The 25,288-nt window shown below is 63.2% G+C and carries 20 protein-coding genes, 1 tRNA gene and 1 pseudogene; 19 read left to right on the top strand and 3 right to left on the bottom strand.

What is annotated here, in order from left to right; translation table 11 throughout:
* Window positions 1–22: 22 nt before the first annotated feature.
* A complete protein-coding gene (locus NMG46_RS15880) occupies window positions 23–1,171 on the bottom strand; it encodes a Gfo/Idh/MocA family protein (RefSeq protein ID WP_254818573.1) in 1,149 nt (382 codons plus the stop codon).
* Window positions 1,172–1,350: 179 nt separating this feature from the next.
* Between NMG46_RS15880 and NMG46_RS15875 the strand changes: the two genes are divergently transcribed.
* From NMG46_RS15875 to NMG46_RS15810, 14 genes and pseudogenes are all read left to right on the top strand, one after another.
* Complete coding sequence (locus tag NMG46_RS15875; protein WP_254818671.1) at window positions 1,351–2,151, top strand: class I fructose-bisphosphate aldolase; 801 nt, start codon at window positions 1,351–1,353, stop codon at window positions 2,149–2,151.
* Window positions 2,152–2,154: 3 nt separating this feature from the next.
* Complete coding sequence (locus NMG46_RS15870) at window positions 2,155–3,105, top strand: PfkB family carbohydrate kinase (protein WP_254818572.1); 951 nt, start codon at window positions 2,155–2,157, stop codon at window positions 3,103–3,105.
* A gap of 89 nt (window positions 3,106–3,194) precedes the next feature.
* The gene (locus tag NMG46_RS15865; RefSeq protein WP_254818571.1) at window positions 3,195–4,340 is read left to right on the top strand and encodes an ABC transporter ATP-binding protein; all 1,146 of its coding nucleotides are present in this window, start codon (window positions 3,195–3,197) and stop codon (window positions 4,338–4,340) included.
* Window positions 4,341–4,460: 120 nt separating this feature from the next.
* Window positions 4,461–5,708 carry a sugar ABC transporter substrate-binding protein gene (locus NMG46_RS15860; RefSeq protein WP_254818570.1) on the top strand — a complete coding sequence of 416 codons (1,248 nt, stop codon included), beginning with the start codon at window positions 4,461–4,463 and terminating at the stop codon, window positions 5,706–5,708.
* A gap of 137 nt (window positions 5,709–5,845) precedes the next feature.
* Entirely contained in the window at window positions 5,846–6,742 is an 897-nt protein-coding gene (locus NMG46_RS15855; protein ID WP_254818569.1) for a carbohydrate ABC transporter permease, read from the top strand.
* Window positions 6,743–6,747: 5 nt separating this feature from the next.
* Complete coding sequence (locus NMG46_RS15850) at window positions 6,748–7,590, top strand: carbohydrate ABC transporter permease (RefSeq protein ID WP_254818568.1); 843 nt, start codon at window positions 6,748–6,750, stop codon at window positions 7,588–7,590.
* 187 nt (window positions 7,591–7,777) lie between these two features.
* Window positions 7,778–8,599: a sugar phosphate isomerase/epimerase gene (locus NMG46_RS15845; protein ID WP_254818567.1), complete on the top strand. Its 822-nt coding sequence runs from the start codon at window positions 7,778–7,780 to the stop codon at window positions 8,597–8,599.
* A 4-nt stretch (window positions 8,600–8,603) separates the two neighbouring features.
* Entirely contained in the window at window positions 8,604–9,680 is a 1,077-nt protein-coding gene (locus NMG46_RS15840) for a Gfo/Idh/MocA family protein (RefSeq protein ID WP_254818566.1), read from the top strand.
* Complete coding sequence (locus tag NMG46_RS15835) at window positions 9,680–10,498, top strand: sugar phosphate isomerase/epimerase (RefSeq protein WP_254818565.1); 819 nt, start codon at window positions 9,680–9,682, stop codon at window positions 10,496–10,498. Before NMG46_RS15840 ends, NMG46_RS15835 begins: the two co-directional genes overlap by 1 nt.
* The gene (locus NMG46_RS15830; protein WP_254818564.1) at window positions 10,498–11,325 is read left to right on the top strand and encodes an alpha/beta fold hydrolase; all 828 of its coding nucleotides are present in this window, start codon (window positions 10,498–10,500) and stop codon (window positions 11,323–11,325) included. The genes NMG46_RS15835 and NMG46_RS15830 overlap by 1 nt, the downstream gene beginning before the upstream one ends.
* A complete protein-coding gene (locus NMG46_RS15825) occupies window positions 11,322–12,044 on the top strand; it encodes a ribulose-phosphate 3-epimerase (protein WP_254818563.1) in 723 nt (240 codons plus the stop codon). The genes NMG46_RS15830 and NMG46_RS15825 overlap by 4 nt, the downstream gene beginning before the upstream one ends.
* Complete coding sequence (locus NMG46_RS15820) at window positions 12,044–13,063, top strand: ROK family protein (RefSeq protein ID WP_254818562.1); 1,020 nt, start codon at window positions 12,044–12,046, stop codon at window positions 13,061–13,063. The genes NMG46_RS15825 and NMG46_RS15820 overlap by 1 nt, the downstream gene beginning before the upstream one ends.
* Before the next feature lie 7 nt (window positions 13,064–13,070).
* Window positions 13,071–13,206, top strand: a pseudogene (locus tag NMG46_RS15815) (ATP-binding cassette domain-containing protein); the annotation flags it as partial.
* 438 nt (window positions 13,207–13,644) lie between these two features.
* Window positions 13,645–13,812 carry a hypothetical protein gene (locus NMG46_RS15810; protein ID WP_368389300.1) on the top strand — a complete coding sequence of 56 codons (168 nt, stop codon included), beginning with the start codon at window positions 13,645–13,647 and terminating at the stop codon, window positions 13,810–13,812.
* Between the two features lie 183 nt (window positions 13,813–13,995).
* Here the strand turns inward: NMG46_RS15810 and NMG46_RS15805 are convergent.
* Both NMG46_RS15805 and NMG46_RS15800 read right to left on the bottom strand, forming a co-directional pair.
* A tRNA-Pro gene (locus tag NMG46_RS15805) sits at window positions 13,996–14,092 on the bottom strand.
* An 82-nt stretch (window positions 14,093–14,174) separates the two neighbouring features.
* On the bottom strand, window positions 14,175–15,362 hold the full coding sequence (locus tag NMG46_RS15800) for a site-specific integrase (RefSeq protein ID WP_254818561.1): 1,188 nt from the start codon (window positions 15,360–15,362) through the stop codon (window positions 14,175–14,177).
* Window positions 15,363–15,575: 213 nt separating this feature from the next.
* On the opposite strand from NMG46_RS15800, the gene NMG46_RS15795 reads away from it, so the two are divergent.
* The 5 genes from NMG46_RS15795 (at window position 15,576) to NMG46_RS15775 (ending at window position 25,118) form a co-directional block, all read left to right on the top strand.
* The gene (locus tag NMG46_RS15795) at window positions 15,576–15,734 is read left to right on the top strand and encodes a hypothetical protein (protein WP_254818560.1); all 159 of its coding nucleotides are present in this window, start codon (window positions 15,576–15,578) and stop codon (window positions 15,732–15,734) included.
* Window positions 15,735–16,067: 333 nt separating this feature from the next.
* Window positions 16,068–17,009, top strand: coding sequence for an ArdC family protein (locus NMG46_RS15790; RefSeq protein ID WP_254818559.1), 942 nt, complete (start codon window positions 16,068–16,070; stop codon window positions 17,007–17,009).
* Between the two features lie 235 nt (window positions 17,010–17,244).
* Window positions 17,245–19,365, top strand: a complete 2,121-nt coding sequence (locus tag NMG46_RS15785) for a ParB/RepB/Spo0J family partition protein (RefSeq protein WP_254818558.1) — start codon at window positions 17,245–17,247, stop codon at window positions 19,363–19,365.
* Window positions 19,366–19,713: 348 nt separating this feature from the next.
* Window positions 19,714–24,072, top strand: a complete 4,359-nt coding sequence (locus NMG46_RS15780; RefSeq protein ID WP_254818557.1) for a strawberry notch family protein — start codon at window positions 19,714–19,716, stop codon at window positions 24,070–24,072.
* A complete protein-coding gene (locus NMG46_RS15775; protein WP_254818556.1) occupies window positions 24,072–25,118 on the top strand; it encodes a toprim domain-containing protein in 1,047 nt (348 codons plus the stop codon). The genes NMG46_RS15780 and NMG46_RS15775 overlap by 1 nt, the downstream gene beginning before the upstream one ends.
* Window positions 25,119–25,288 lie beyond the last annotated feature (170 nt).

The following is a 25,288-nucleotide window of genomic DNA, read 5'->3' as shown; positions in this document are numbered from 1 at the left end:
GTCGTCATCGGCGGACCTCCCGTCAGGCCAGCAGGCTCGCCGCTTCGTCCTCGCCGAGCAGCGGCGGCTGGTCGACCGTGCCGTTGACGGCAACCGAGCCGCGGCTTTCGCCCGAGGCCAGGATGGCTTCCATGATCTCAAGTACATGCAGCGCCAATTCACCGGACGCGCGGGGCTTGCGTCCCTCGACCAACGCTCGCGCCAGATCGGCGACGCCGAGCATGCGGTAGTTGGCACGGTCGGGCGCCGCATAGGGCCAGTTGCGCGCGCCGTAGACTTGGCTCTCACTCTCGTGATCTTTCCAGTCGGCGCCGCGCGCCGAGAGCGAAACGGTGCCGCCGAAGGTGTCGGGATCGGGCAGCCCCAGCGAGCCCTCGGTGCCGTGCAGTTCGATCGGATGGTTGGAGTGTTTGAAGACGTCCCAGGAGGCGCCGAAGGTGACCGTGGCGCCGGAGCGGAATTCGAGCAGCGACACGATGTTGGTCGGTGTGCCGACCTTGAAGGTGGTGTTCTTGTAAGGCCCGTCGGCGGTGATCAGACGCTCCTCCTGGCCGCGCGTCGCCATCGCCATGACGCGGGCGACCGGGCCCAGCAGGTTGACCAGCATGGTCAGATAGTAAGGACCCATGTCGAAGACCGGGCCACCGCCAGGCTGGTAGTAGAATTGCGGGTTGGGATGCCAGTGCTCCATGCCGCGCCCCATCATGAAAGCGGTGCCCGTCACGGCGCGGCCGATCGCGCCCTCATCTATGAGCCGGCGCGCCCGCCGTCCGGCGGCGCCGAGGAAGGTGTCGGGGGCCGACCCGAGCAGCAGCCCGCGCTTTGCCGCCTCCGCCACCAGCCGGCGGCCATCGGCAACGGACGTCGCCAGCGGCTTTTCGGTGAAGACGTGCTTGCCCGCTGAAAGCGCCGAAAGCGAAATGTCCAAATGCGCCGCCGGTATCGTCAAATTGAGGACAAGGTCGATGTCCGGATCGGCCAGCAGCGCGTCGACCCCGAGCGCGCGGATGCCATATTCCTTGGCACGGAGCGCCGCCATGTCGGCTGAAATGTCGGCACAGGCGCGCAACTCGACCCCGCCGAACAGGCCCGCATTGCGCAGATAGGTCATCGAGATGTTGCCGCATCCGATGATGCCGATGCCGAGCTTTGTCTTTGATGTCCCGTGCATTTCAGATCTACCTCCCCCACCGGTCATGGCCTGGCTGCACCCTTGCGCCAGCAATGGATCACAGTCGAAAGCCGCTATACAACATTTTAATTCTTGACGCGCGTAAAATTTTTATAGAGCATATGAAAATGCTGGCGCAGCAGGATTTTGAAAACAAACGATTGGGGAATTTTGAACACATGAGCCTAGGAACCAAGGTGCGTCTTGCGCGCCTCTTCTCGCATCCATCGGGGAACCTTTTTGGCGGCGCGGTCGACCACTTCGTCGGCTACGGCGACGTGCGCAAAGGCGGACTTGCCGACCTGCCGGGTGCGCTTGCCCGCGTCATGGCGGGCAAACCCGACTACGTCAGCATCCAGCCTGGCACCGCGCGCCATCTGTGGCCGCAATATGCGGGCAAGGCTTCCCTGGTGATTCAGGCGGGCTGCTTCACTCCGGACGATCGCATCAGCGAGTTGATAGCAACACCCGAGGATGCGGTGCGCGCGGGGGCCGATGCCTTGGCCGTGGCCATTCCGGTGCGCGGCGCGACCGAGGGCAAATACATACGCTGGCTGACCGATTCGGTGAATGCAGCGGCCCGCTACGGCATGCCTGTGGTCGCGCATATCTACCCTCGCGATTTCACCGACGGGGCAACGATAGTCTTCACCCCCGACGAGATCGCCTACGCGGCGCGCATCGGCTACGAGTCCGGCGTCGACGTGATCAAGATCGGCTACACGGGCGATTTCGAGTCGTTCCGAGAGACCGTCCGGACCTGCCCGGTGCCGGTTGTGATCGCGGGTGGTCCGAAAACCGATACGCTGCTCGGCGCGCTTAAGCAGACGGCGGACGCCATCCGTGCCGGCGCACGCGGTGCCGTGGTAGGCCGCAATCTCTGGGGACATGGCGATCCGGAGAAGGCTGCGCTTGCCTTTCGGGGCGTCATCCATGACGGCCTTTCGGCGCAAGACGCCCTGGCGAAGGCGGGTGCCTGAACGATGCCCACCGTCCCTTCAATCCTCGGCTTCGGCGCTATTGCGATCGACGACATCGTCTATGTCGATCAGCCGTTGTCGGCCGGCAAGGGGAAGGTTCTGCATAGTACCCGGTCTTTCGGGGGAAATGTCGCGACGGCGCTAGCCGCCGTTGCAAGGCTCGGCGGAAGCGCCGGGTTCGTCGGATGGCTGGGCAGCGCCGCTGACGACGCCGTGCTGCGCGATCTCGTTGCGAGCGGTGTTGAAACCGAATTCGCGCCGCGCCACCCGGACGCGCGCCCGGTGCGCTCGCGCATTACCGTCGGCTCGGACGGGGAACGGTTCATCGCGTATGACGACGACGCGATGCTGGGCACCGCGTCGGACTTCCCGGACGAGGTCCTCAGCCGCGCGACTGTCCTGATCGTCGATAGCTACGCGATCCGGTCGCTGGATGTCGTGGCTCGGGCTCGCGATCTCGGCCTTGCGATCCTCGGCGATATCGAATGGAGCTGCGGCCCAGCCACGGAGCGGCTGATCGCGCTCTGCGACCATCTCATTCTTCCCCTCGGCTTTGGGCGGACTGCCACAGGGCGCCGATCGCCCGCCGAGATGCTCGATGCATTGTGGTCGCCGTCGCGGTCCGCCGTGGTTCTGACCGATGGCGACAGGGGCGTGTACTATCGCGGGCGTCAAGAGACAGGTCTCTGGCATCTGCCCCCGCACCGGGTTGTGGTCGTCGACTCGACCGGCGCGGGTGACTGCTTTCATGGCGCCTACGCCCATGCGTTGATGCGCGGAGCCGACACCGCAGGCCGGGTGGCATTCGCGGCCGCGGCGGCGGCCCTCTCGATAACGGGACGTGGCGGGCGCGAGGCGCTTCCGACCGACGACCAGGTCACGGAACTCCTGGCATCGACGAACGCGCCGTCAGCAGTCGAACTAAAAAATGCGTATGTCGATACTGGAACGTAGCCTGAAACTATCCGAGGAAACATTTCGCCGATGAACATAGGCCGAGGAAATTATAAGAATCACTGGCTTATGCTTGTGGAGGGAGGAAGATGGCAGAAGTCATTCTTGAGAAGATCTGCAAAACCTACGGGAACAATTTTCGCGCAATCGACCAATTGAACCTATCGGTCGAGGACGGCGAGTTCTTGATTCTCGTCGGGCCGTCCGGCTGCGGCAAATCCACCGCGTTGCGAATGATCGCGGGATTGGAGGACATCACCAGCGGCAGCCTTCGGATCGGCGGATTCGATGTCGTCGACATGCCGCCCAAGGACCGCGACATCGCGATGGTCTTCCAGAGCTACGCGCTCTACCCGCACATGACGGTGTTCGAAAACATCGCCTTTTCGATGCGGCTGGCAGGCAAGCCGAAGGCCGAGCGCAAGAAGCGCGTCGACGAGATCGCCAAAACCCTTCAGTTGACGTCTTTGCTGGACAGCAAACCCGCGAACCTGTCAGGCGGACAGCGTCAACGGGTTGCCATGGGCCGCGCCATGGTGCGCGAGCCGGCCGCCTTTCTCATGGACGAACCGCTTTCCAATCTGGATGCAAAACTGCGCGTGCAAATGCGTGCCGAAATCACCAGCCTGCAAAAGCAACTCGGCGTCACGACCATATACGTGACCCACGACCAAATCGAAGCGATGACGATGGGCGACAGGGTCGCGGTGTTGAAAGGTGGCGTGCTGCAGCAGGTCGACACACCCAAGAGACTCTATGAATCGCCGGTGAACGCCTTCGTTGCCGGCTTCATCGGCTCTCCTTCGATGAACCTTTTCGAAGCGACCCTGAAGGGCAGCGAGCTCGTTTTTCGCGACTTCGCCATCCGGCTGCAGGATGCAGCCTTCGTACGCAGGCCGGGCTTGCGGTCCTATGCGGGGCGCAAGATCGTGTTCGGGATACGACCGGAGGATCTTTATGACAGCAGCCTCGAATCCGGCCGCAAGTATCAGACTATACCCGCAAAGGTGACTTCGATCGAAGAGCTCGGCTCTGAACATATCGTCCACCTGAACATCGACGCGGTCCGGGTCGACTCCGGCGATCCGGACGCGGTGGACGATTTTGGCCTGGCATCGAACGCGGTGGCGAGATTCGAGCCGGCCAGCGCCGTCCACTCCGGCTCGGAGATCCGGTTGGCCCTGGATGATTCCAAGTCCCATTTCTTCGATCCCGAGACCCATCTGGTGATCTGAGGATCTGCGGCAGACCGCAGGCGGGAGCGAGGCGCCTGCGAAAGATACTCGCAAGAAGGTTTCTGAATAAACCAGATGATCGTCCGCATTGTGGGGTCGATCTTGAAGAAGGAGGAGAAAATGATGTTTCGGATACAACCCGCGATGCTGAAGGTAGCCGCGGCCGCATGGTTGCTTGGCGCAACCAGCGCCATGGCGGATACGACGCTAGAATTCACCCAGTGGTGGGAGCCCGAATTGCCGGCCGGCTCGCTCAGGGCAATCATGAATGACTTCGAGGCTGCAAACCCCGGAATCAAGGTGACGCTGGTCAGCGGCCCCTATGCGACCACGCGAGACCAGATCTCGGTTGGTGCTGCAACTGGAACGCTTAGCGACGTCGTGGGTCTCGACGGCGCCTGGGTGAACAATCTGAACGCGCAGAATGCGCTGGCCGACATGAACCCGATGATGGATGCGAGCGGGTTCGACAAGACCCAGGTCGCGGATATCATCAAGGTGGACGGTAAGGCGGTGATGTTTCCCGTGGCTTCGTTCGTCTATCCGGTTTTCGTGAATTTGGACCTCGCCGCCCAGGCAGGCGTGACCAAGCTGCCGTCGACCCGCGCGGAGTTTCTCGAAGCCGCCAAGAAGATGACCCATGCCGACAATAACCAGTATGGCTGGGTGCTACCCCTGTCGCTGCAAACGCCGTCCGGTGTCCAGAACGACATGATGTCGTGGGTCTGGGCATCGGGTCAATCGATGATGGCGGACGGCAAGCCGGCTCTCGAGGGCAAGCCGGTGGTGGATATGCTCACCTTCGTCAAATCGCTGAACGACGCCGGCGTCATCTCGCCCGGCATCGCCACCAAGACCGAACAGGAAAAGGTCGAGGAATTCGTCAACGATCGGGTCGGGATGATGATCGACTCGCTTGCGCACGTGAACCTCATTCGCAAACGCAATCCCAAACTGAACTTCGATCTCATCCCGGTCCCGGTCGTGGAGAACTACAACGGCAAGCGCGGCCTTCCCTACGCCTCCTGGGGCATAGGCATCTCTGCCGCCTCGAAACATCAGGAGGAAGCCTGGAAGCTCGTCCAATATCTGATGGGTGAAAAGGTGAACGCCAAGCTCGTGTCGCTGGCAAACGCCTTCCCCGGCAACGTCAACGCCAAGCCCGATTTCGTGACCTCCGACAAGGCTTTCGGCAAGGCTTTCGAAATCTTCAAGACCGGTTATCTTGCCAATGAGTTCACAGGCCTGCCGGTGGCGGAAGACCTGATGACCCAGTTCGACGTGGAGGCCCAGAAGATGCTCACCGGCGAGCAGTCTCCGGAACAAGCCGCGGCCAACGCTCAAAAGGGCTGGATGGCGAAATTCTGATCGGCCTGTTTCCTCGTTTTCGATCCTCGACCGGGGGCCTGACTTCGGGCAGGCCTCCCGGCAACAACGGATCGGCAATGTGAGACGGACCTGTTTCCGAAGCCCCTTCTCTTGAAGGCGTATCCCAAGGTTGTCATATGACCCGGCAGAAGCGCTCTCGCCATAGACTGAAACGAGCGGTCGCACCCTATCTCTACCTGTCGCCCTCGCTCCTCATAATCGGCCTGCTGATGCTGCTGCCGATGGTGACGGTGATTGGCTATTCGTTCCAGAACAGCGCAGTGCTGCGTCGCGACCCGTCCTTTGCCGGACTGAAACACTACCAGGCGATCTTTAACGATCCCGTGTTCTGGGCTTCGCTGTGGCATACGCTCTACTTCACATGCATGAGTGTGGTTTTCCACATGACCATCGGCATGATCTTCGCGCTCATGCTGAACAGCGACCGCATCAATCCCACGCTGCGCAATATCCTGCGCGTGCTCTACATTCTGCCCTGGCTGTTCACCGCGGTGATTATCGCCGTGATCTGGCGCCTGCTGCTCGAGCCGAATGGTGTCGTTAACAGCGTTCTCATGCAGATGGGCATCATCGGTTCCAAAGTCGAGTGGTTTTCCTCGCCTGAGACCGCGCTGCACGCCGTCACCTTCGCCAATATCTGGGCGGGCTATCCGCTCTTCATGGTCAGCCTGCTCGCGGGTTTGCAGGGCATTCCCAAGGATTTCTACGAGGCCGCCGATATCGACGGGGCGAAGGCCTACCAGAAGCTGATCTTCATCACCATCCCGCAGCTGATGCCGATCATCATCAGCATCTCGCTGCTGGATTTCATCTGGACGATGCAGGTCTTTCCATTGATCTGGATAACGACGGGCGGCGGTCCGATCTACTCGACCGAGGTCCTCAGCACCTACACGTACAAGCTGGCGTTTTCGAGCTACAACCTGTCGCAGGCGTCTGCAAGCGCCGTGGTCATCCTGCTGATCTCTCTCGGCCTGACGCTGTTCTACATCCGCTATCAAAAGGCTCGGTAGCCACCATGAGGAAAAGGCACTCGCCGAAAGACAGGCTGATCACCGTCGCGCTCCATGTCGCGCTTGCCGCAGGGCTCTTTTTCGCGGCCTTCCCGATCTACTGGATGCTGAGCAGCTCGTTCAAGTCGAATACCGAAATCTTTGCCCTGCCACCAACCGTCTTGCCGAAGGCTTTCACGCTGGAAGCGTATGCGGCCATCCTTGGCGACCCGGTAAAGCTGCGCTTCTTCTTCAACAGCTACTTCGTGGCCGGAGCGGTGACAGTGTTGACGGTGCTGATCGCCTTGCTGGCGGCCTATGGGTTCAGCCGTTTCAATTTCCGCGGCAAGGGCAGCCTCAACACGCTCATCATCAGCACGCAGACGATCCCGCCGATCACGCTTTTGATCCCCTTCTTCGGGCTTGTCGTCTCGTATGGCATCTTCGACACCTACGTCGCGCTGATCCTGACTTACCTGGTGTTTACGCTGCCCTACGCGATCCTGCTGATGACGGGATATCTGAACACCTTGCCCCGCGATCTCGATGAAGCGGTGGCTGTCGACGGCGGCAGCAGCTGGACGGCACTCTGGCGGGTGATCGTCCCGATTTCACTGCCTGGTATCGTGGCGACGTCGGTCTACACCTTCCTGTTGTGCTGGAACGAATTTCTGTTTGCGCTGACGCTGACGAAGTCAGCGTCCATGCGCACCGTCCCGATCGGCATCCAGCTGTTGATGGGGCAGCACGCCTTCGAATGGAACCAGATGATGGCGATGAGCGTGCTCGGCTCGCTACCGCTCTTGCTCATCTACCTCGTTGCCCAGAGATTCTTCCTCGCCGGCATGACCGCGGGCTCGGTCAAGTAGCATGTCCCTCCCACGGAGAACTGATGGAGTAGGCCGCGCATCGAAATCGATGGATTGGACCTTCTCTGCTGACAGCCGATATTGCCGCGGCCTCGGGCGTCGTCACAGCGCCGCTGATCGTGCCGATGCTGTTCTTACAGCGCCACATCATCGAAGGCCTACGCAGGTAGAATCAAGGAATGAAAGGATGAATGTGAAAGACCTCAAAATCGGCTGCCAGACCTTCACCTGGGAAATGCTCGGAGACCGCTTTGCCGGCGGCCCCGACGACCTGCTCAAAGCGATCGCCGATGGCGGCTATGCCGGTATCGAGATCACCGACACGATGATCGGCCGCTATGCCGGCAAGCCGGCGGAGTTCGCTGCGGCGCTGAAGAGATCCGGCCTGACGCTGGTCTCCTTCGCCTTCGGTTCGGACAGCGGCTTCACACTCAAGGAGACGATCGGCGCCGACCTCGAGACCGCCAAGCGCTGGATCGATTTCGCCGCCGCCTTTCCGGGCGCGATGGTGTCCATGGGCTCGGCCACCGTCGTGTCGGACGGTCCGCGCGACGACAAGTTCGCCATTGCGGCCGAGGTCTACAACAAGGCTGGTGAACTCGGCCGCGAGGCCGGCGTCCAGGTCGCGGTGCATCCGAGCTCGCACCACAACACGCTGCTCTACGATCGCGCCGATTACGACCGCATCTTCGGGCTGCTCGATGCCTCGCTGGTCGGCTGGGTGCCGGACACCGGCCACATCCTGCGCGGCCACAGGGACATGGCCGACACGCTCACCACCTATCGCAATCGCATCTGCTACGTGCACCTTAAGGATGTCGATGCGAGCGGCACCTGGGCGATGCTCGGCAAGGGCGTCTGCGACACGGCGAAGGTGATCGAGATCGCCAGTGCGGCACCCAACTTCAATGGCTGGCTGGTGCTGGAGGAAGAGTCCAAGACCGCCGCCGCCGATCCGGCCGGCGCGGTCAAGACCAACCGCCAGACCATGCGCGGCTACGGAGCCTGACACGATGATCCGCAAGAAAGACCGTCGCCTTCGTGTCGGTGTGCTCGGCTGCGGGCCGATCGCGCAGTTCGCGCATCTGGCGTCCTGCGTGAAGGCGAGCAATGCCGATCTCTACGCGATCTGCGACGCAGCACCCGATCTGCTCGCGCGTATGGGCGCGACCTACGAGGCGCAGAAGATGTATGGCAACTATGACGCGATGCTCGCCGACCCTGCGCTGGAAGCGGTGATCGTCGCCACCTCCGACGCCTATCACGTGCCGATGTCGATCAAGGCTCTGGAAGCCGGCAAGCACGTGCTGTGTGAAAAGCCGATCGGCGTCTCGGTCGAGGAAGGTGAAAAGCTGGCCGATGCGGTCAGGCGTTCCGGCAAGGTGCTGCAGGTCGGGCATATGAAGCGCTTCGATCCGGCGCTCGAGGCAGCGCGCGATTTCGTACGCGACGAGATGGGCGAGATCCTCGCGCTGAAGGCCTGGTACTGTGACTCAACCCATCGCTATACCAACACCGACGCGGTGCAGCCGCTGCCCGTCACCAGCAAGCTGGCGCGCAAGCCGGCCGGCAACCCGAAGGCGGATCCCAGACAGTATTTCATGCTGGCGCATGGCTCGCACCTCGTCGATACGGCGCGCTTCCTGTGCGGCGAGATCACCGCCGTGCGCGCCCGCCTCAACGAGAAATTCGGCGCTTATTGCTGGTTCGTCGAAACGGAGTTCGCCAATGGCGCGCTCGGCCATCTCGACCTCACCGTCGCCGTGCGCATGGACTGGCACGAGGGTTTTCAGCTCTATGGCGAGAACGGCTCGGTGGTCGCGAAGACCTTCAATCCTTGGTACTTCCGGGCGAGTGAAGTCGACATTTTCCACGAGAAGGACGCCACCTCGCGAAAGCCGCTCGGCGCTGACGGCCATTTCTTTCGCCGCCAGCTCGAAGGCCTCGCTGAGACGGTGCTCGACGGCAAGCCGATGCGCGGCGCCAATGTCGACGACGGGCTCGCATCAATCCGCGCCATGGTGGCGATCGCGCGCTCGGTCGAAAGCGGCGAACGCGTCGAGGTCGCCAGCGTGACTGGAGCGGTTTGATGCAGATCGGGGTGTTCGCCAAGACCTTCCCGGGCAGCGAGCCTGCCGGCGTGCTGGCGTCTGTCCGTGACGCAGGTTTTGCGGTCACCCAATTCAATCTCGCCTGCGCCGGCCTGCCGTCGATGCCGGATGATGTTCCCGCAGCGGCGATCCGGGCAATCGATGCCGCAGTCGACAGCTCCGGCGTCGGTCTCGTGGCGCTGTCCGGCACCTACAACATGGCGCATCCGGACAAGCAGGTACGCGACGATGGCTTGCGCCGGCTGGCGGTGGTGATCGAAGCCGCCGCAAGGCTTTACACGCCACTCGTCACGCTCTGCACCGGAACGCGCAATCGTGACGACCAATGGGCGCACCATCCGGACAATGCCGATCCCTCGGCATGGACCGACATGGCGGTCGAGATGGAAAAGGCGCTCGAACTCGCCGAGCGTTACGGTGTCGATCTTGGCATCGAGCCTGAACAGGCCAACATCGTCACCTCCGCCCGTGACGCGATGCGGCTCATCGCCGAGATGGGTTCGAAGCGGCTGCGCATCGTGCTCGATCCGGCAAACCTGTTCGAACAGGCGGATGCCGCGCAGGCGCGCGCCATGGTTGCGGCTGCAGTCGAGCGCACGGCGAGCCATGTCGCCATGGCCCATGCCAAGGACCGTTTCGCCGACGGCCGCTTCGCCACCGCCGGGCAAGGCGTCGTCGACTTCGCCGACTTCATCGCCCGGCTGAAGGCAACAGGTTTCGACGGGCCGTTGGTGACGCATGGGCTTTCGGCCGGGGAAGCGCCCGGCGTCGCCCGTTTCCTCAAGGGGCTGCTGTGATGGCGCGCCCGACGATCCTGCTCCGCGATGGCGCCGCGCTTCGGGTTTCCGATACGGGCGACGGGCTGGCGGTTGTCTTCCAGCACGGGCTGGGTGGCGGCGAGGCGCAGGTTGCGCAGACCTTCCCCACCGGCTTTCGTCGCATCACGCTGGAATGCCGCGGCCATGGCGGCTCCGGCATTGGCGAACGACGGCCATTTTCGTTCGAGATGTTCGCCGACGATGTGCTCGCGGCCGCCGACCAGGCCGGCCTCGACCGCTTCGTTGCCGGCGGCGTCTCGATGGGTGCCGCGATCGCGCTCCGCCTCGCCTGCCGCCATCCCGACCGCGTCGCCGCGCTGGTGCTGGTGCGGCCGGCGTGGACGTTCACGGCAGCACCGGTGAACATGCAGCCTATAACCGAGGTCGCCGAACTCATCCTCGACCGTGGCGCCGACAGGGCGCGGAGTATCTTCGCGCAATCCGAGACGGCGACGCGGCTTTGCCGCGAGGCGCCCGAGAACCTGTCCTCGCTGTTCGGCTATTTCGACCGATCGGACGCCCACACCTTTGCGCAGGTGCTCGCCAACATCGCCGCCGACGGGCCCGGTGTTTCCGAGCGCGACGCCGCCGCCCTGCGCATCCCGACGCTGGCCATTGGCAACGCCAGCGACGCGGTCCACCCGCTGTCGGCCGCCTATACGCTCGCCGCAGTCATCCCCAATGGGATCTTCGCCGAGATCACCCCCAAGGCGCTCGACAGCGCCAGGCATTTCACCGAATTAGACGCCGAGATCTCGGCCTTCCTTCACGCCCACTCGAACGTCCGGAGCCTCGTTCCGTCATGATCAGCAAATCTCTCTCAGGCCCCGCCGCGATAGCCGCTCTGCCGCGCAACCGGCTGCTCGGCGAATTCTCGCTGTGGTCGGCCGACCTCGCCAATATGGAGCGCGACCTGAAGCGCATCGAGGCCCATGCCGATCTACATCACATCGACGTCGCCGACGCCCGCTTCACCCCCGGCTTCCTGTTCTTCCCGGATCTGGTGGCGCGCATCGCCAAGCTGACGGCGAAGCCGATCCATGTGCATCTGATGGTCGAGGCCGAAATCGTCGAGGCGCAGACGCGGCAGTTCATCGAGGCCGGCGCCGACCTCATCACCATCCATGCCGAGAATGGCGAGGCGGGCTTGCGCGCCGTCAAGCTGGCGCATGAGCTCGGCGCCGAGGCCGGCGTCGTGCTCAGGCTGGAGACGCCGGTCGCGGCAATCGTGCCTTTCCTGCCCGAGGTCACCTTCGTCACGCTTCTCGGCACCTCGATCGGCGTCAAGGGCCAGAGCCTGTCCGAGCAGGCCTGCCCCCGTCTCATCGAGGCGCGCGCGCTGATCAGGAAAGCCGGCCGCGAGGCCGACATCGTGCTCGCCGCCGATGGCGGCATCCGCCATGAGACGGTGCCGCTGCTGCGCGCCGCCGGCGCCGATACCGTGGTGCTGGGCTCGCTCGCCTTCGGTGACCCTGACCTTGCGCAACGCATCGCCTGGCTGCACGGGCTGAAAGCAGCCGCCTGATGAGCACGCTTGCGCTTGCCTTCGATCTCGGCGGCACGGAGCTGCGCGGCGCGCTGGTCGAGCGCGGTGGCGACGTCGTCGCCCGCGTCTCGGCGCCGACGCTTGCCGGCGCAGGATCGAAGGCGGTGATCGCCCAAATCATCACGCTAGCGGACACGTTGCTCAAGGAGCACCCACAAGCGAAAGTCACCGGTATCGGCATGTGTGCGCCCGGTCCGCTCGACCCCAAGGCGGGCATCGTCATCGGGCCGCCGACACTGGCCGGCTGGCACAATGTGCCACTGATCGACATCCTCAGCCGGCAGTTCGGCCTACCGGTGCGGCTGGAGAACGACGCCAATGCGGCGGCGCTTGGCGAATGGCGCTTCGGCGCGGGCCGCGGCACCGGATCGCTGGTATTCGTGACCGTGTCGACCGGCATTGGCGGCGGCGTCATCGCCGACGGCCACGTCTATCACGGCAGACGCGGGCTGGCGGCCGAGATCGGCCACATGACCATCACCGGCGAAGGCGACCGCTGCTTCTGCGGCGCCGTCGGCTGCTTCGAGGCGGTCGCCTCCGGTACGGCGCTCGGACGCCGGGCGACACGGCTGACCGTGCCGGGCGACGGCTCGCTGCTCCGGCGGCTTTCCGCCAATGGCGACGTTTCGGCGCGACACGTCGTCGAGGCCGCGCGGGCGGGTGATGTGGCGGCTCGCGGACTGATCGAGGCCGAGGCGCAGTGGCTGGGCATCGGCTTCACCAACCTCCTGCATCTCTACTCGCCCGACCTGATCGTCATGGGCGGCGGCCTTTCCAATGGCTTCGACCTCTTGGCACCGACCATCAGGGCGACCATCGAGCAGCGCGCCATGCAAGCCTATCGCGACGTGCCGATCGTTCCGGCCGAACTTGGCGATCGGGCGGGCCTGGTCGGCGCGGCGAGCCTGATCCTATGGGCGGGCGAGCCCGGCACGGCGTTGGCGATGGTGCAGAACGACGAGACGACGACCGGCGCCAGGGAGGCAAGCCAAGACTGAGCTCAAGCTGCGCGGCGCGCGCAAATCCTATGGAGCCGCCGAGATCATCAAGGGTATCGGACCTCGACCTCCAGGACCGCGAAGTCGTCGTCTTCGTCGGCCCGTCCGGCTGCGGCAAGTCCACGCTGCTGCGCATGATCGCCATCGGGACTAGGCAGCGTCGTGATGTTCGACCAGCGCTTTCGGATTATCGAACAGTACTTCCGTTGGAACCCCGCCGAAGCGAAGGAAGGCTCCTTCCATCCACCTTGGTCACGAGCTCCTGCTAAACGGCACCCCTTGACGAGAGCGGTCAATCCCGCGTCTCGGCCGCGGCGGCGCTATGCTGACGCCTCCTTTAGGCCGCCCCATTGAACCGGACTCGGGATCACGAACTGCCTCCGTTAATGAATGAACGCTGTCCGTCTTACGGACATTTCATCGTCACCCCGGTCTGCTCAAGCGATACAGGCCATCGCCTGTCATTCAAGGGATTATCGGCTTCGAAAAACAGTGAAGCTTCATCCGTCCTTGCATCCGCTTCGCTCAGGCTCAGCACACGTCAGCAGATTCTTCACAATCTACGCAAAGAGCGAGGGCGTGTGGCTCAAGCCGGCGTGGCTCGAGGGCCGGAAGTGATCGCGGTGTTCGAGACCGAGCTGACGCGAAGCCCAGTCGGCTATGTTGCCAATGACGCGGAGCTGGCGCTGGACGCCAGATCCCACGGCGACGGCGCTTATCGCGATGTTCTCTGCCTCATGCACCACTGAGCTGCGCTACCCGGCGTCCCTATCGACGCGACGGGCAGCAAAACATCATATGGAGCAGGCCCGCTACGTAGCAGGGCAGTTGATCCCCTCGATCGCGCTGTGCCCACTCCCGGCGATCTCGTCGAGCGTGCCGGACGCGAGTGCTCGCAGGTCTTTACCCATCGTGCCGAAGAATGAGCGGGGTGCGAGTGGCAGGATTTAAACCTGCGACCCCATCGTCCCGAACGATGTGCGCTACCAGGCAAAGCCGCAGGTTTCTGGGCTCTTTCGTCACGCTCGCTCCGCAATGATTGCATTTCCTTTTGGGCTTTGTGTGGGGAACCTGTGGTGCCACCGCGCCGACTTCACGTTTTCATCGTCACCTATCCCGCGAGAGGTTTTCGTCGCCTTGGCGCAACGTGCTTCTTCGCGATCTTCTCGGCGGCGTCTGCCTGGAAGTCGGGATGATGGTGGCCATAAGTATCGATCAGAACATCCACGGTGATGCCGAGAAAGCCCGCCGCCTGCCACATGTCGGCGCCGGCCCGCATCAGCCAGGTCGCAGCGGTGTGGCGAAGCGTGTGCGAAGTGACGTCGGGACCGAGGCCGGCTGCGTCGCGAGCTCTCCTGAAGCTCTTCTTGACCGACCCCACCGGCTTTCCATTCCACTCCACCACAAAGTCTTGCGATATCTTACGACCAGTATTTGCGCTCTTGCCGCGCGCCTTGGTCCTGATATCGAGATCTGTGCACGCCCAGCGGCGGAGATGCGCCAAAAGCCTGTCGGGCAAGCGCACAGGCGGCTGGCGTTTTTTGGTCTTCTTTGCGCTAGCGGCGCGGCGGTAAAAGATGCCGCGGTCGAGGTCCACGTAACCATGCCCTTTGGTTGGACGGATGGCGGCACCGCAGACTGCGGCAGAGCGCGTTCCTGTATAAAGCGCGACAAGCATGAAGCGGGCGAGGTGTCGTCCGGTACGCCGGTCGCTCTCCCGGCCCTTCCATTTCTGCTTCATACGCCACGCGGCCCAGATGAGGGCGGCCGCCTCGCTGCGCGTCAACCAGCGCTCGCGCGCACCGGCCTTGTCAGGCAGGACAATCGTCGGTGCGGCAGTCGTGTGGCCTTCCCTGCGGTAGTAGTTGATGGCCGCACGAAGATCCTCGAGTTGGCGGCGCGCAGCGGCTTCGGTGGGACAGAACGCGACGTAGTCGCGGCAAAGCTTGCCATTGATAGCGGCGAGCGTCTTTTCACCGAAAAAATCGAGGATCTTGTCCAGCCGAGCCGCCGTTTCTTCCGGCGCGGCATGCTTCGGTGCAACCTCTCTCAGGTAAACGCTGACGACATCGGCTATCAAGACATCTTCGGCACCGCGCGCTCGGTGGTACTTGCTGGCGATGTAGGCCGCGAGCGCCTTTTCAGCTTCAGGTCCTGGACGGCCTTTTTCGCTGCTGCCAGCGCTGATGAACGTTGTTCGATCGCGGATAAACCATCCAGCTTTGTTTCGGAGCGTTCCGTCTTTCTTCCGGCTTTCGTCCCGCCAGACGATGCGTGGCCCTTTCGACGTCCGCGGCATAGTTCCCTCATTTTGGCGATCGCCAGCAAGGTGACGTACTCCTTTCCGGCGATTAGCTCCGTTTCAAGTCGACCGGCGTTACGTTCCTTGCGCAGGCCCGCAGCGCCCAACGAGCCATCGGGAAAGGCAATTCGTGCTGCAATCTCGACGCGCAGAGGCGTGGTCTCGTCGAATTGGTCGGGAACTTTCAAACGGAGCCCTCAGCAAATCTCTATGACCCGATCGTTTGGCCTGAAAACAGACCGATCGCGGGTCTCATTGAGCGCACGTTTCTATCTCGCCATTTCAGATGCTCTGCCGCGCGATCTTTCTTTAAATATGCTGCTGCGAAAAGCTTCAACGGCAGCGGCTGCGGCAAAGATGCTCCTTTGACCTGCTAATCGGAACGATTGCCCTGACGCGCACTCCACGAGCCTTGTGGCTAGCTCCCCACTTCCGTGGCCGGTGAAACGGCTCTTCAGCTATCCGTGCTGCTTCGTTTCTATGGGCTAACTGCCGGGTCTCTTGGGCCTACTGCCGCGCGCCCGGGTTAGGGGGTTCTGCTGATCACCTCACGCTGCGGTTTCGGACGGTGCCTCCCACCTCGGAGTTGGTCGGCAACCGAAGTCTTCTTGCCAGTCCATCAGAGTTAGAGGACCGCGCTTGGCGCACTGACGGGTTGAAGGCTGGGAGAGAGGCTCCCAGCGCCCGGCGCGGAGACTCGCAATGACCAAGCATCGGCACCAAGCTGCCCCGACCCGGGCCAGCCTATATGACGACATCACCAACAAGATAATCGGTGAGCTGGAGGACGGTCGCCTGCCCTGGGTTCAGCCATGGGGAACGGCGGCTGCGAAGGCGCCGCTCGCCATGCCGAAGAACGCCGCCACCGAACGGCAATACTCTGGAATCAATATCCTGATCCTCTGGGGTTCGGTGATCGAGCAGGGCTTTTCCGGACAGAGCTGGCTGACCTTCCGCCAGGCGCTCGCGCTTGGCGGCAGCGTCAGCAAGGGTGAGCATGGAACGACGGTGGTCTACGCCGATCGGTTCGTGCCCGATGACGAAAAAAAACGTGCCCACGAAACCGGCGAGCAAGCCCGATCGATTCCATTCCTCAAACGCTTTACGGTGTTCAACGCCGCGCAATGCGACGGGCTGCCCCACGATGGTGCGATGGCCACGCAACCGCCCCTGCCCGGCCTGATCGAGCCAAAGGTCGAGACACTGATCAAGCAGACGGGGATCGATTTCCGGGTTGATGGCAGCCGCGCCTTCTACGCTCCGGCCCACGATTATGTGCGGGTCCCGCCACCCCAAGCCTACTTCGAGCCGATCAACTGGCACCGGACCGCCCTGCATGAACTCGGGCACGCCACTGGTCATGCGTCACGCCTCAACCGGGATTTGTCCGGTTCCTTCGGCACCAAGAAGTATGCCTTCGAAGAGCTGGTTGCCGAGATAAGTGCAGCTTTCTGCTGCGCCTCGCTGGGCATCACGCCGACCGTGCGTCACGCCGACTATATCGGCTCGTGGCTGGAGGTGCTGCGCGAGGATAACCGTGCGATCGTTCGCGCGTCCTCTCTGGCGAGCAGGGCTGCGGATTATCTCTTGGGGTTCTTGCCCGACAAAGTCGCCGCTGACGACGATCGGCGGGAGGCAGCGTAATAGCCGCCCGCTTTCAGTTCGGCGTCTTGCCGCGGATGCGTTCGTGATCGAAGTCTGCCTCGATGCCGGACCCGCTGCGGCGAAGTCGTTGCCGAGCGCCAGGGCCGACCTCCTGCTCCGCGACAAATGTCGCGTGGCTGCCGAGCACATCAGAGGGAGAGGAGTGACGGAATTCTCATGACGGGTTTGGAGGTCGAGAGGGAGGCTCTCGGCCGCCCGTCGCGGAGTACATCCGATGGCTACTGCCGTTCAGAAGATCACCCTGTCGTCCTCGCGCGACATTCCCTTCAACAAGCTGGTGCTCTCCCAGTCCAATGTCCGGCGCGTCAAGGTCGGCATCTCGATCGAGGATCTGGCGGCCTCGATCGCCCGACGCGGCTTGATCCAGAGCCTCAGCGTTTTACCCGTCGTCGACAGCGACGGTAACGAGACTGGCATGTTTGAGGTACCTGCCGGAGGCCGGCGCTTCCGCGCGCTTGAGCTGCTGGTGAAGCAAAAGCGCCTCGCCAAGACCGCCCTCGTGCCCTGTGTCGTGCGCGCTCGTCACAGTGCGATCGTTGCCGAGGAGGTGTCGCTCGCCGAGAACATTGAGCGAGCGCCGCTGCACCCGCTCGATCAGTTTCGGGCCTTCCAGGACATGCGCCAAAAAGGCATGAGCGAGGAGGAGATTGCCGCAGCCTTCTTCGTGCCGGTCAACGTCGTTAAGCAACGGCTTAGGCTGGCTTCCGTCTCGCCAGTGCTGCTCGATGTGTATGCCGATGACGGCATGACACTGGAGCAACTCATGGCTTTCACGGTCTCCGAAGACCGCGCCCGCCAGGAGCAGGTCTGGGAGGCGATCAGGGATGCCTGGTCGAAAGAGCCCTATCAAATCCGGCGCATGCTGACCGAAACGACGGTGCGTGCCTCCGACAAGCGCGCCGTCTTCGTGGGGACCGACGCCTATGAGGCCGCGGGTGGTATCGTGATGCACGACCTGTTCCAGTCGGATGACGGCGGCTGGCTGCAGGATGCAGCGCTGCTGGACTGCCTGGTTACCGAGAAGCTCAAGGCGGCTGCCCAGGAAGTTGCAGCCGAGGGTTGGAAGTGGGTCGAGGTCGCTGTCAGCTTCCCCTACGACGCAACGCGTGGGCTGTATCAGCTGCAGAGTAACCCGCTCGATCTCTCGTCCGAGGAGCAGGCTACCATCGATGCCCTCAACGCCGAGCATGCCAAGCTTGAAACCGAATATGAGGGTGCTGACGAGCTGCCCGATGACGTCGATCAGCGACTCGGTGAAATCGAGACCGCGCTCGCCAATTTCGACAAGCGCCCAAAGCAGTTCGATCCGGCCGACATCGCCATCGCCGGCGCGTTCGTCAGCATCGACGCCGATGGCTTGCTCTCGGTCGACCGCGGGTTTCTCCGGCCTGAGGACGTGCCGCCGATGTCATTTGACGGCGCGAACGAATCAAAAAGGGACGGCGGATCCGGGGCTGCCGACGGCTCGTCGGTGCACCGTGCCGTTGTCACCATTGGCGGGCAGGCAGTCGAGTCCGAGCAAGACGAGGACGATGCGGTCAAGCCCCTGCCGGACCGACTGGTGACAGAGTTGACCGCACACCGGACGCTGGCGTTGCGCGATGCCGTTGCCGGCAACCCTCAGGTCGCCATGACAGCGCTCTTGCACAAGCTGGTCACTGACACGTTCCAGCACCGCACCACGACGGGGTGCCTTGAGGCCTCGATCCGCCACGTCTTCTTCCCTGTGCAGCCAGGTGACCTGAAGGACAGCCCCTCGGCGAAATCGGTGGCTGAACGCCATGAGGCCTGGAAATCGGACCTGCCGACCGAGGACAATGCACTTTGGGACTGGATCGCCTCACTTGATGAGACCAGCCGCGAGGCGTTGCTCGCCCATTGCGTCAGCTACGGCCTGAACGCGCTCCACGAGAAAGGCGACCGCTATGGCGGCGCTATCTCGGCACACGGCGTTCGGCAGCGGATCGCGCAAGCTGATCGACTGGCACGCGCGGTCGGCCTCGATATGGTTGACGCCGGCTGGACACCGACAGTCGAAAACTATCTCGGCCGCATCACCAAGTCTCGCATTCTCGAGGCAGTGCGAGAGGCGAAGGGCGAACAGGCCGCGCAGCTGATCGAGCACCTGAAAAAGGAAGATATGGCGAAGGAAGCCGAACGCTTGCTGACCGGTAGTGGCTGGCTGCCCGAGCCGCTGCGCCTGGTCGACCTCGACGGCAGTGCTGGCGCTGATAGGAGCGCCGGCGCCGACGGCTATGGGGACGAGCTTCCCGAATTCCTCTCAGACGACGATGTGCGGGTTGAAGACAGCGTACCGCACAAGGCCGCTGAATAGATCGCCTCGCGCGGAGCGGCTTCGGCCGCTCCGCGCCCTTTCCTACCCCTACCGGATCACACTGGCAAAGCCAATTGGCCGCTTCTGCCGCGTCCTTCTCGCTCGGCGGCTGCTGCCCGCAGTCCCCACTGCGTGCCAAGGTGTCGCCCCGGGGCTGCCAACCGCGTTGCCGCTGTCGTCGTTGGACTGACGGCGGGTAGCGGCGCAGCGCCTGGATCGAAGAAGGATCGTTATCGGCAGGACCGCAGTCCAGAGGGGAGAGGCCGGCCAGGGCGGATTTGAGCCGGATTGGTCGAGAGAGAGGGCCGCCCGGTTCATTCCCGTTCCGCTCTCCTTGAGGTTTTCTCCATGCTTGATGCTTCTTCGAAGACTGCCGCTCCGGCAGTACCGCTTCCGCTTGTCTCATCCCCCGCGGTCGAACCAGCTGCCGCCATCCACCGCGCGGCGCAGTTCCTTCTACCCGATCTCCAACGCGGTCAGCGCCTCGACGCCCCGAACCTTCGCTTGGCCATGGAAGCTGCCTTCGGTGCCTCCGACGCATCCGGAGCATGGGACTGGAAATCAGCCTATGAGGCTTGCGAAGTCGCGACGGTGCTGTTCCTGCGCAAATTCGGAAAGTCGCTTTTCCGCAAAGCCGGTTCTCCGGCCGCCGCACTTCCGATGCTGGGCAAGATCGCCGGCCTGTTCCCAACTCACACGCGCCGCTCCGAAGAGACCGAAGCGCTTCAGCAGTTCAGCACCCCCATTCCGCTCGGTCTGGCGGCCGTGACTGCTGCGGCAATCACCCCTGCCGATCGCGTGCTGGAGCCCTCCGCCGGCACCGGGTTACTTGCTATTCTGGCCGAGATCAGCGGCGGCACACTGCTGCTCAACGAACTGGCCGAGGCCCGCGCCGGGCTTCTTTCGTTGCTCTTTCCGGCCATCCCCGTCACCCGCTTCAACGCAGCGCATATCGATGATCATCTCGATCCAGGCATAGTGCCGAGCGTCGTGCTGATGAACCCGCCATTCTCGGTGCTTGCTAATGTCAGCGGCCGCATGCCCGACGCTGCCTACCGCCACGTCGCCTCTGCGCTGGCCCGGCTCGCCGAGGGTGGGCGGCTTGTCGCAATCACTGGGGCAAATTTTTCCCCAGAGCTGCCCATCTGGCGCGGGTCCTTCGTCAGGCTCCAGGAGCGCGGTCGCGTTGTGTTCACCGCCGCGATCGACGGCGCCGTCTACGCCAGGCATGGCACCACCGTCGAGACCCGGCTGACCGTCATTGACAAACTGCCGGCCGACAATCCAGGCACCTTTCCAGCATCAGCCGGCACGGCGCCCGATGTCGCCACCCTGATCGCCTGGATTGGCGAACATGTTCCCGCGCGGCCGCCGGTCAGCGCTTCGGTCTTTGCGCCCGCCGTCAAGGCACTGGGGCCCACAGCGCGCATCGTGCGCGGTGATCTCGCCAGATCCGCAGGTTCCACTCCGGTGCGCAGCCTTGCCACGCCGGAAGGCACCGAGCTTGCTTACGAGACATTGGACTGGACGCCTGCCGAAAGTAGGCACATCACCGATGGCATCTATGAGGAGTACGGGTTGCAGGCGATCCGTATTCCGGGCGCCCATCCGCATCCGACCAAGCTGGTCCAATCGGCGGCAATGGCATCCGTTGCTCCGCCGAAGCCGAGCTACCGGCCGATTCTTCCTGCCAAGGTTGTCAGCGACGGCCTCTTGTCCGACGCGCAGCTAGAAACAGTCATCTATGCCGGCGAGGCCCATTCGGAGTTCCTCGCCGGTTCCTGGACGGTGGACGACACCTTCGACCTTGTCTCTGCCGCGCGCGACGATGCCGCGCACGCCGTGCGATTCCGCCGTGGCTTCATGCTCGGCGACGGGACGGGCGCCGGCAAGGGCCGCCAGTCCGCAGGCATCATCCTGGACAGTTGGATGCAGGGCCGCCGCAAGGCGGTGTGGATCTCCAAATCCGACAAGCTGATCGAAGACGCCCAGCGCGACTGGTCTGCTCTCGGCATGGAGCGCCTGCTGGTCACGCCGCTGTCGCGGTTCCCGCAGGGCAAGGCCATCCGCCTCGATCAAGGGGTCCTTTTCACCACCTACGCAACGCTGCGCTCCGACGAACGCGGTGAGAAGATGTCGCGCGTGCGGCAGATCGTCGAATGGTTGGGCACCGACTTCGACGGAGTGATCATTTTCGACGAGAGCCACGCTATGCAGAACGCGGCAGGCGGCAAGGGAGAGCGCGGCGACGTCGCCGCCTCACAGCAGGGACGCGCCGGGCTCCGCCTCCAAAACGCCCTGCCGAACGCCCGCGTCGTCTATGCCTCGGCGACGGGAGCAACCACCGTCCACAACCTCGCCTACGCGCAGCGTTTGGGCCTGTGGGGTGGCGACGATTTGCCCTTCGCGACCAGGGCCGAATTTGTCGAGACGATCGAGGCTGGCGGCGTTGCCGCCATGGAAGTGCTGGCCCGAGACCTTCGCGCACTCGGTCTCTATACGGCCCGATCGCTCTCTTACGACGGTGTCGAATATGAGCTGGTCGAGCACCAGCTTACCCCCGAGCAGACCCGCATTTACGACGCCTACGCCGGAGCGTTTAGTGTCATTCATAATAATCTCGACGCCGCGATGCGGGCCGCCAACATCACAGGCGAGACCGGCACACTAAACCGTCAGGCAAAGTCGGCTGCCCGTTCGGCTTTCGAGAGCACGAAACAGCGCTTCTTCGGCCATTTGCTCACCGGCATGAAGACGCCGACCCTGATACGCTCGATCGAGCGCGATCTGCATCAAGGTCATGCCGCCGTCATCCAGATCGTCTCGACCGGCGAGGCACTGATGGAACGGCGTCTCGCTGAAATTCCAACCGAGGAATGGAACGACGTTCGCGTCGACATCACGCCGCGCGAATATGTCCTCTCGTATCTGCAGCATTCGTTCCCGGTGCAACTCTATGAGCCGTTCACCGACAGCGAAGGAAATTTGTCGTCACGTCCGGTCTATCGCGACGGCCAGCCCGTGAAGAGCCGCGAAGCGGTCGCCCGCCGCGATCGCCTCATCGAGCAACTCGCTTCACTGGCCCCCGTCCCGGGGGCTCTCGATCAGATCGTACAGCGCTTCGGTACCGACCTCGTAGCGGAAGTGACAGGCCGGTCGCGCCGCATCGTGCGCAAGACCAGCACTCGAGGCATCGATCGCCTTATCGTCGAAAACCGCGCCGGATCGGCCAATCTCGCCGAGGCACAGGCATTCATGGATGACTGCAAGCGCATATTGGTGTTTTCCGACGCTGGTGGCACTGGCCGCAGCTATCACGCTGATCTCACTGCGAAGAACCGCCGCCTTCGAGTTCACTATCTGCTCGAGCCGGGCTGGAGGGCCGATACCGCCATCCAGGGTTTGGGGCGCACCAACCGCACGAACCAGGCGCAGCCGCCGCTGTTCCGGCCGGTTGCAACCGATGTGAAGGCTGAGAAGCGCTTTCTCTCGACGATAGCCCGGCGCCTCGACACATTGGGCGCCATTACGCGCGGCCAGCGCCAGACCGGCGGACAGGGCCTATTTCGCCCTGAGGACAATCTGGAGTCGCACTATGCCCGCGACGCGCTGCGGCAGCTTTACCTGCTGCTGGTTCGCGGCAAGGTGGACGGCTGCTCACTCCAGATGTTCGAGGAGGCGACCGGCCTCACGCTGACGGATTCCACCGGCATCAAGGACGAGCTGCCGCCGATCACGACCTTCCTCAATCGGCTGCTGGCGCTCACCATCGCGCTTCAAACCGTCCTGTTTACGGCCTTCGAGCAATTGCTAAATGCGAAAATCGAGGGCGCCATCGCCTCCGGCGCCTACGACATCGGCTTGGAAACACTGCGTGCGGAGAGCTTCGTCGTCACCGAGCGACGCGTCATCCATGTCCATGCCGCCACCGGTGCGGAAACGCGACTGCTGACCATCGCCCAGCGCAAGCGCAATCGACCCGTTTCACTTGCCGATGCCCTTGCCCAGCTTCACGATCCCCGCGCGAAGCTCCTGGTCAACAACCGATCCGGCCGCGCCGCCGTACAGGTGCCAGCGCCCGCGCTGATGCTGGACAACGGCGAGATCGAATGGCGCGTCCGGCTGATCCGGCCGATGGAGCACCATCAGGCCTCATTGAAGATGATGGCGGAGAGCCACTGGGTTGAGGCTGAGCAGGCTGCATTCGCTGACGCCTGGAGTGTCGAGACGGCTGACGTGCCCGAATTCACGGACAGCACTATCCATGTCGTTGCCGGCATGCTGCTGCCGATCTGGAAGCGTCTGCCCAGGGAATTCTCACGTGTGTACCGGCTCCAGACTGACGATGGCGAGCGCATCATCGGTCGTCAGGTCCCGCCAGCATGGATCGCGGGCGCACTGCCAACAAGCTCGCCTTCGATCACAGCCAGTGATGCTTTCGTTGCGCTTCTGGGCGGTCGAACGATCCTCGATCTCGCCGATGGTCTGCAGCTTCGGCGCAGCCGCCTCATGGGCGTCAGCCGAATCGAGCTGACGGGCTTCAATGACACAATGCGTGACCGTCTTTCGGCTTACGGCCTCTTCCGAGAGATCATCTCCTGGAAGCTGCGCATGTTCGTGCCCGCCGACTCATCTGGACCCGCAATTCTGGGCAAGTTGCTGAAGGCTTATCCAGTCCAGCGCATCGACACGCGGGAGGACGCGTGATGGCCCGCCACGGTGCGTCAGAACTGGCGCACCGCCTCGGCCAGCAGGCTGAGGCGGTTTGTCGCTATTATCTTTCGAACGGGCATCGTGAGGGCCGCTACTGGCTTGTCGGCGATGTGCAAAACACACCGGGCCGCTCAATGTTCGTGCGTCTCGTCGGGTCAGCGAACGGAAAAGGAGCCGCCGGCAAGTGGGCCGATGCGGCGACTGGCGAGCATGGCGACCTTCTAGACGTCATCCGCGAAAGCCGCGGCTTCAGCAACTTCAAGGACGTCGCGAATGAAGCAATGACGTTTCTCGGCTTGCCGCATCCCGAACCAGAGCAGACGTCTCCCCCTTCGAAATCGGTAGACACGCCATCCGGATCATCGGGAGCAGCGCGTCGGCTGTTTGCGATGTCGCAGCCGATTGCGGGTACAGTCGTAGAGGCGTATCTGCGCAACCGCAGTATTACCGCTTTGCACGGGACCGAAAGCCTGCGTTTTCACCCGCACTGCTACTACCGGCCCGACGAACACGCGCCGACCGAGACCTGGCCGGCGATGATCGCTTCCGTCACCGATCTCGACGGCCATTTGACTGGCGCACATCGCACCTGGCTTGATCCTTCCGGCAGGGGCAAGGCACCGGTCGGTACGCCGAAGCGCGCGATGGGCGATCTTCTTGGTCACGCGGTTCGCTTTGGCCTGCCGGGCGACGTCATGGCGGGCGGCGAAGGCATCGAGACCGTCTTGTCGCTTCGGTGCATCCTGCCCGATATGGCTATGGCAGCGGCACTCTCGGCAGCCCATCTCGCTGCCATGCTGTTCCCCCTCACGCTGAGACGGCTCTACATCGTGCGCGATGCCGATCCAGCCGGCGACGGCGCACGTGACACCTTGATCAAAAGAGCGAATGCTGCCGGGATTGAGGCGATTGTGCTCTCGCCGACACTTGGAGACTTCAACGAAGATCTCTGTACGCTTGGCGTGGATGATCTTCGAGCACGCGCGCGTGTCCAGCTCGCGCCGCAGGACATCGCCCGTTTCATGGCAGTGGCGGGATAATTTGGAACGAACAACCTGTCCGCTGTCGCTTGCATCGCTCGGATGCCCCCGAAGTCGGAGAGAACCGCGCCTGCGGGCCTTCGAGAGGGCGATCGGCCAGCAAACGAGCCAGACCCGCAATGTCTTCGGCCGACTATTTTCCGGCGCGCTCCCAAGGGAGCGCTTTCCAT

The organism is Mesorhizobium sp. LMG 17147 (assembly GCF_024297145.1).
In the GTDB taxonomy this organism is placed as follows: Bacteria; Pseudomonadota; Alphaproteobacteria; order Rhizobiales; family Rhizobiaceae; genus Mesorhizobium.
This window is presented reverse-complemented; position numbering and strand designations above follow the sequence as displayed.

What these genes read in the sequence shown, in the direction of transcription:
- NMG46_RS15785 (WP_254818558.1), top strand. Translation starts at nt 17,245, where the DNA reads ATGGCTACTGCCGTTCAGAAGATCACCCTGTCGTCCTCGCGCGACATT.
- NMG46_RS15790 (WP_254818559.1), top strand. Translation starts at nt 16,068, where the DNA reads ATGACCAAGCATCGGCACCAAGCTGCCCCGACCCGGGCCAGCCTATAT.
- NMG46_RS15795 (WP_254818560.1), top strand. Translation starts at nt 15,576, where the DNA reads ATGACCCGATCGTTTGGCCTGAAAACAGACCGATCGCGGGTCTCATTG.
- NMG46_RS15850 (WP_254818568.1), top strand. Translation starts at nt 6,748, where the DNA reads ATGAGGAAAAGGCACTCGCCGAAAGACAGGCTGATCACCGTCGCGCTC.
- NMG46_RS15870 (WP_254818572.1), top strand. Translation starts at nt 2,155, where the DNA reads ATGCCCACCGTCCCTTCAATCCTCGGCTTCGGCGCTATTGCGATCGAC.
- NMG46_RS15800 (WP_254818561.1), bottom strand. Translation starts at nt 15,362, where the DNA reads ATGCCGCGGACGTCGAAAGGGCCACGCATCGTCTGGCGGGACGAAAGC.
- NMG46_RS15825 (WP_254818563.1), top strand. Translation starts at nt 11,322, where the DNA reads ATGATCAGCAAATCTCTCTCAGGCCCCGCCGCGATAGCCGCTCTGCCG.
- NMG46_RS15855 (WP_254818569.1), top strand. Translation starts at nt 5,846, where the DNA reads ATGACCCGGCAGAAGCGCTCTCGCCATAGACTGAAACGAGCGGTCGCA.
- NMG46_RS15880 (WP_254818573.1), bottom strand. Translation starts at nt 1,171, where the DNA reads ATGCACGGGACATCAAAGACAAAGCTCGGCATCGGCATCATCGGATGC.
- NMG46_RS15775 (WP_254818556.1), top strand. Translation starts at nt 24,072, where the DNA reads ATGGCCCGCCACGGTGCGTCAGAACTGGCGCACCGCCTCGGCCAGCAG.
- NMG46_RS15845 (WP_254818567.1), top strand. Translation starts at nt 7,778, where the DNA reads ATGAATGTGAAAGACCTCAAAATCGGCTGCCAGACCTTCACCTGGGAA.
- NMG46_RS15820 (WP_254818562.1), top strand. Translation starts at nt 12,044, where the DNA reads ATGAGCACGCTTGCGCTTGCCTTCGATCTCGGCGGCACGGAGCTGCGC.
- NMG46_RS15860 (WP_254818570.1), top strand. Translation starts at nt 4,461, where the DNA reads ATGATGTTTCGGATACAACCCGCGATGCTGAAGGTAGCCGCGGCCGCA.
- NMG46_RS15875 (WP_254818671.1), top strand. Translation starts at nt 1,351, where the DNA reads ATGAGCCTAGGAACCAAGGTGCGTCTTGCGCGCCTCTTCTCGCATCCA.
- NMG46_RS15830 (WP_254818564.1), top strand. Translation starts at nt 10,498, where the DNA reads ATGGCGCGCCCGACGATCCTGCTCCGCGATGGCGCCGCGCTTCGGGTT.
- NMG46_RS15865 (WP_254818571.1), top strand. Translation starts at nt 3,195, where the DNA reads ATGGCAGAAGTCATTCTTGAGAAGATCTGCAAAACCTACGGGAACAAT.
- NMG46_RS15840 (WP_254818566.1), top strand. Translation starts at nt 8,604, where the DNA reads ATGATCCGCAAGAAAGACCGTCGCCTTCGTGTCGGTGTGCTCGGCTGC.
- NMG46_RS15835 (WP_254818565.1), top strand. Translation starts at nt 9,680, where the DNA reads ATGCAGATCGGGGTGTTCGCCAAGACCTTCCCGGGCAGCGAGCCTGCC.
- NMG46_RS15780 (WP_254818557.1), top strand. Translation starts at nt 19,714, where the DNA reads ATGCTTGATGCTTCTTCGAAGACTGCCGCTCCGGCAGTACCGCTTCCG.